This is a genomic window from Kocuria rhizophila (assembly GCF_003667225.1).
Classification (GTDB): domain Bacteria; phylum Actinomycetota; class Actinomycetes; order Actinomycetales; family Micrococcaceae; genus Kocuria; species Kocuria rhizophila.
Map to the genome: position 1 here is coordinate 1 of NZ_RCOM01000169.1, position 566 is coordinate 566.

1 protein-coding gene is annotated in these 566 nt (G+C 73.1%); it reads right to left on the reverse strand.

The features are described from left to right. Positions 1-75 precede the first annotated feature (75 nt). A complete protein-coding gene (gene panD, locus D9R02_RS11855) occupies positions 76-528 on the reverse strand; it encodes an aspartate 1-decarboxylase (RefSeq protein WP_121566962.1) in 453 nt (150 codons plus the stop codon). Positions 529-566: the final 38 nt, after the last annotated feature.

Below are 566 nucleotides of genomic sequence, written 5' to 3' on the forward strand. Positions count from 1 at the left end.
CGCGGCGTGCTCCCTTCCGGGAGGGCGACGCCGCTGCCGCCCCGCGGCGGCGACCGGCCCGTCCTGCGGGGCGCATCAGGCGCCGGAGACGGCGGCGTCCTCCCGGGCGGCGTCGTGGTCCAGAGCGTGCGGCGGGCGCACCATGTCCCCGACGACGGCGTCCGCGGGGTCCGAGCCCAGGGCCACGATCCTGTTGTGCTCGTCCACGTGCACCACGTGGGGCTCGTAGGCCTGCGCCTCGGCGGTGTCCATGAGACCGTAGGCGATCAGGATCACGAGGTCGCCGGGGTGCACCAGGTGGGCGGCGGCGCCGTTGATGCCCAGCACCCCGCTGCCGCGCTCGCCCGCGATCGTGTAGGTCTCGAGCCGGGCGCCGCTGGTGATGTCCACGATGGCCACGAGCTCGCCGGGAAGGATGTTCGCGGCGTCGAGCAGTTCCTGGTCCACGGTCACGGAACCCACGTAGTGCAGGTCCGCCTGGGTCACGGTGGCCCGGTGGATCTTGCCGGTGAACATGGTGCGCAGCATGGTGGCTCCTGGTGCGGTGTGTGGGATCCGGTGCGTCC

Excerpts from the sequence above, each read along its gene's own strand:
- panD (WP_121566962.1), bottom strand. The coding sequence starts at position 528 with ATGCTGCGCACCATGTTCACCGGCAAGATCCACCGGGCCACCGTGACC.